Source organism: Nocardioides sp., assembly GCF_036374615.1.
Lineage (GTDB): Bacteria > Actinomycetota > Actinomycetes > Propionibacteriales > Nocardioidaceae > Nocardioides.
This window is the reverse complement of record NZ_DASUTK010000055.1, coordinates 1-4,332: the sequence shown is the minus strand read 5'-3', so window position 1 is coordinate 4,332 and position 4,332 is coordinate 1. Positions and strand designations below refer to the sequence as shown.

At 72.8% G+C, this 4,332-nt stretch carries 3 protein-coding genes and 1 pseudogene; 1 reads left to right on the top strand and 3 read right to left on the bottom strand.

All coding sequences use genetic code 11. From position 1 onward, the window contains the following. On the top strand, positions 1-409 hold a 409-nt coding region (locus VFZ39_RS04255; protein ID WP_330864480.1), incomplete at its 5' end, for an MFS transporter. On the opposite strand, the gene galK is transcribed toward VFZ39_RS04255, so the two are convergent. The 3 genes and pseudogenes from galK to VFZ39_RS04240 all read right to left on the bottom strand — a co-directional run. Then, positions 402-1,559 (bottom strand): galactokinase, encoded by a 1,158-nt coding sequence (gene galK, locus VFZ39_RS04250; protein WP_330864479.1) that lies wholly within the window; start codon positions 1,557-1,559, stop codon positions 402-404. The two genes, VFZ39_RS04255 and galK, sit on opposite strands and share 8 nt — an antisense overlap. Positions 1,560-1,568: 9 nt before the next feature. Then, on the bottom strand, positions 1,569-3,794 hold the full coding sequence (locus VFZ39_RS04245) for a heavy metal translocating P-type ATPase (protein WP_330864478.1): 2,226 nt from the start codon (positions 3,792-3,794) through the stop codon (positions 1,569-1,571). Next, a pseudogene (locus tag VFZ39_RS04240) lies at positions 3,784-4,332 on the bottom strand (hypothetical protein); the annotation flags it as partial. The pseudogene VFZ39_RS04240 and the gene VFZ39_RS04245, both read right to left, overlap by 11 nt.

Here is a 4,332-nt window from a genome sequence, read left to right as displayed (position 1 = left end):
GCGGATGCCGCGCCGGTACCTCACGATCATGACGGTGATGTGGGGCGTCGCCTGCCTTCCATTCATTGTGATCGCGTACGCCGGCCAGGTCTGGGTCGTCGTGGCAGCCGCGTTCGTCATGGGCGCGGTGTTCGACGCACCGATGGTCATCTGGGGGACGCTGCTCCAACGTCGTGTGCCGCCGGAGCTGCTGGGCCGGGTGTCGTCGCTCGACTTCTTCGTGTCGATGGCCTTCATGCCGATCTCGATGGCACTCGCCGGCCCCGTCAGCGAGCTGGTCGGGCTCCGGACGACGTTCGTCGCCGCCGGCATCGCGCCGGTGGTGTTCGCCGTGGTCGCCGTGGTCTGGGCGAAGATGCCCGCCGACGAGGTCGCCCACCCGCTGCGCGACGACGCGCCGGTCAGCTGACCTGACGAGCGCTGGCCGACGCCGGCGCCGGCAGCACGCCCGGGGCCGCCCAGCCACGAGCGGCGAAGACTGCGGCGATCTCGTCGCAGACCTTCGCCATGCGGTCCGTGGGCACCAGTGCAATCGCCGAGCCGCCGAAGCCGCCCCCGGTCATCCGCGCGCCGACGGCGCCATGGGTGCTCGCGGTGTCGACGACCGCGTCGAGCTCCTCGCACGAGATCTCGAAGTCGTCGCGCATCGACGTGTGGGAGGCGGCGAACAGCCGGCCCACCTCCGACCAGTCGTCAGCCTCGAGCGCGGCCACCGTGTCCTCGACGCGGCCGATCTCGGAGACCACGTGCCGAGCGCGGCGACGCAGCCGGTCATCGTCCAGGCTCTCGACCTGGTCAGGCGTCGCCTCCCGGAGACTCGGTACGCCCAGGACCTGCGCCGCCTCCTCGCAGTCAGCCCGTCGTTGCCCGTAGCCGCCGTCGGAGTGGGCGTGGGTCGCCCGGGTGTCGACGACCAGGAGCGTCAGGCCGGCGTCCGCCGGGCGCCACGGCACCTGTCGGGTCTGCTGGTCGCGGAAGTCGATCAGCAGCGCGTGGTCGGGCTCGCCGAGCAGCGCGATCGTCTGGTCGAGCCCGCCGGTGGGCGCGCCGGCGATCTCCGACTCCGCCCGCATCGTGGCCCGCACGAGCGACCGGCGGTCGACGTCGACCCCGGCGGCGGCGCACATGGCCAGGGCGGTCGAGCAGATCAGCGCCGCCGAGCTTGAGAGCCCCGAGCCCAGCGGGACCCGGCCGTCGACGACGAGCTGCATCCCGGGGAGGCGGTGGCCGTCCTCGCGCAGCGCCCAGGCGACGCCGGCGACGTACGACGCCCAACCGCTGACACTGCCGGGGGTGATCGCGGACAGCCGCACCTCGACCGGCTGGGTCTGCTGCACGCTCTCGACCCGGAGCACGTCGTCGTCGCGGCGCGCCACGGCCGCGTACGTCGCGTGCGGGAGCGCGATCGGCAGGCAGAGGCCCGCGTTGTAGTCGGTGTGCTCGCCGATCAGGTTGGCACGACCCGGTGCCGCAAACACGCCCAGCGGATCGGTCAGCCGGTCGGTCAGGCCGGTCGCGATGGCGGCCGGGTCACCAGACTCGACCCGCTCGGCGCGCATGCCTCGACTCTAGGGGGCCGCGCGGAACCGCCTCAGCCGCAGACTGTTGCTGACGACGAACACCGAGCTGAAGGCCATCGCGGCTCCGGCGATCATCGGGTTGAGCAGCCCGGCGGCAGCCAGCGGCAGCGCCGCGACGTTGTAGGCGAACGCCCAGAAGAGATTGCCCTTGATCGTCGCGAGCGTGCGCCGCGAGAGCCGGATCGCGTCGGCCGCCACGCGGAGGTCGCCGCGCACCAGCGTCAGGTCACTCGCCTCGATCGCGACGTCCGTGCCGGTGCCCATCGCCAGCCCGAGGTCTGCCTGCGCGAGTGCGGCCGCGTCGTTGACACCGTCACCGACCATCGCGACGACCCGCCCCTGCTCCTGCAACCGCTTCACGACGTCGACCTTGTCGGCCGGCAGCACACCGGCGATGACGTCTGCCTCGTCGATCCCCACCTCGGTGGCGACCGCGCGAGCCACCGCCTCGTGGTCGCCCGTCAGCAGCATCGGGCGCAGCCCGAGCTCGCGGAACCGCGTGATCGCCTCGGCCGAGGTCGGCTTCACCGCGTCAGCGACCGAGATCCACCCGCGGGGAGTCCCGTCCCACGAGACCTCCACCACCGTGTGCCCGGCCGGGTGGTCGACGTCGCCGGACGGTCGGCCCACCAGCACGTCGAGCCCCTCGACCCGGCCGCGGACACCGTGCCCGGCGAGCGCCTCGAAGCCCTCGACGGGGGGCAGCTCGCCCCGTTCGCGCGCGCCGGCGGCGACCGCCCTGGCGATCGGGTGCTCCGAGGCGTCCTCGACGGCGCCCGCGAGGCGGAGCACCTCGCCCTCGTCCTCGCCCAAGGCGACCCGCACCCCGGCCAGCGTCATCGCGCCGGTCGTGACCGTGCCGGTCTTGTCGAGCACGATCGTGTCGACCGTGCGCGTGGACTCCAGCACCTCCGGGCCCTTGATCAGGATGCCGAGCTGGGCTCCCCGGCCGGTGCCGACCATCAATGCGGTCGGCGTGGCCAGCCCGAGCGCGCAGGGGCAGGCGATGATCAGGACCGCGACCGCCGCGGTGAACGCCGCCGAGAGACCGGCGTCGGCGCCGATCCAGTACCCGAGCGTTCCCACGGCCAGCGCGATCACGATCGGGACGAACACCCCGGAGACCCGGTCGGCCAGCCGCTGCACCTCGGCCTTGCCGTTCTGAGCGTCCTCGACGAGCCGCGCCATCTGCGCGAGCTGGGTGTCCGCTCCCACCCGGGTCGCGCGGACCACCAGTCGCCCACCGGCGTTGACGCAGCCCCCGACGACGCTGTCGCCCACAGAGACCTCGACCGGCACCGACTCACCGGTGAGCATCGACGCGTCGACCGCGCTGCTGCCCAGCTCCACGACCCCGTCGGTGGCGATCTTCTCCCCGGGGCGTACGACGAACTGGTCGCCCACGGCCAGCTCGTCGGTGGCGATCCTGACCTCGGTCTGACGACCGTCGGGGTCGCCGCGGAGCACGGCGACGTCCTTCGAGCCGAGCTCGAGCAGCGCCCGCAGCGCCGCACCGGCACGCCGCTTGGACCGCGCCTCGAAGTAGCGGCCCGCCAGGATGAACGTCGTGACCCCGGCGGCCGCCTCGAGGTAGATGTTGCCGGCGCCGTCGGTGCGCTCCACGGTGAGCTCGAACGGGTGGGTCATGCCGGGCTCGCCGGCCGTGCCGAGGAACAGAGCGTAGAGCGACCAGCCGAACGCCGCGAGGGTGCCGATCGACACCAGCGTGTCCATGGTCGACGTGCCGTGCCGCAGGTTGAGCCAGGCCGCCCGGTGGAAGGGCCACCCGCCCCAGACCACGACCGGTGCGGCGAGGGTGAGCGATGCCCACTGCCAGTACTCGAACTGCCAGGCCGGGACCATCGCCAGCAGGACCACCGGGACGCTCAGCACGATCGAGCCGATCAGCCGCTGCCGCAGCGGCGCGAGCCGGTCGACGTCAGCACCGTCGGCGGTGGTCGGTTCCTCGGTCTGGGGCAGCACCGCGCCGTACCCCGCCTGCTCCACGGTGGCGACCAGGTCGTCGGGCGAGACGGTGGCTGGGTAGTGGACCTTGGCCTTCTCGGTCGCGTAGTTGACGGTCGCCACGACGCCGTCGAGCTTGTTGAGCTTGCGCTCGACCCGGTTGGCGCACGAGGCGCAGGTCATGCCGGTGATGGTGATCTCCAGGTCGCCGTACGGACCCTCGGTCCAGTCCCTGGTGTCAGTGCTCATGGTCTGCCTCCTCCCCGTGCGCGTCCGCGTAGCCGTCCCCCGCGGCCAGCGTGAAGCCGGCCAGGTGAACTGCACCGCGGTGCCGGAACTCGAGGAACAGCCGGTAGCGACCGTCGCTGGGCACCTCGGCCACGAACGGGATCCGCGGCCCGGCGCCAGCCTCCTCCGGGTGGACGTGGAGGTAGGCGAGGTCACCCTCACGCAGCGCGACCAGGTGGCCGTACGCGCCGAGGTAGGGCTGCAGGTCCGTTACCGGCCGGCCGTCCCTCGTGATGACGGCCGTGAGGTCGGACGACGAGCCCCCGGCCAGGGTGCCGGTGAGCCGCACCCGGTAGCCGTCGACCGTGACAGTGCGCGTCACGTCCGGTGGCGGCAGCGGCTCGTAGTCGCCGGCGACGTGGACGTCGGTGCCGAGGACCAGCGAGGGGCCACCGGTGGCAGTGAAGTCGGCGAAGAGCCGAGTGGTTCCCGCCGACAGCTCGATCGGTGCCGTCCACCTCCCGTCCTCGCCCAGCGTGGGGTGCAGGTGGCGGTAGTC

What these genes read in the sequence shown, in the direction of transcription:
- VFZ39_RS04245 (WP_330864478.1), bottom strand. Translation starts at nt 3,794, where the DNA reads ATGAGCACTGACACCAGGGACTGGACCGAGGGTCCGTACGGCGACCTG.
- galK (WP_330864479.1), bottom strand. Translation starts at nt 1,559, where the DNA reads ATGCGCGCCGAGCGGGTCGAGTCTGGTGACCCGGCCGCCATCGCGACC.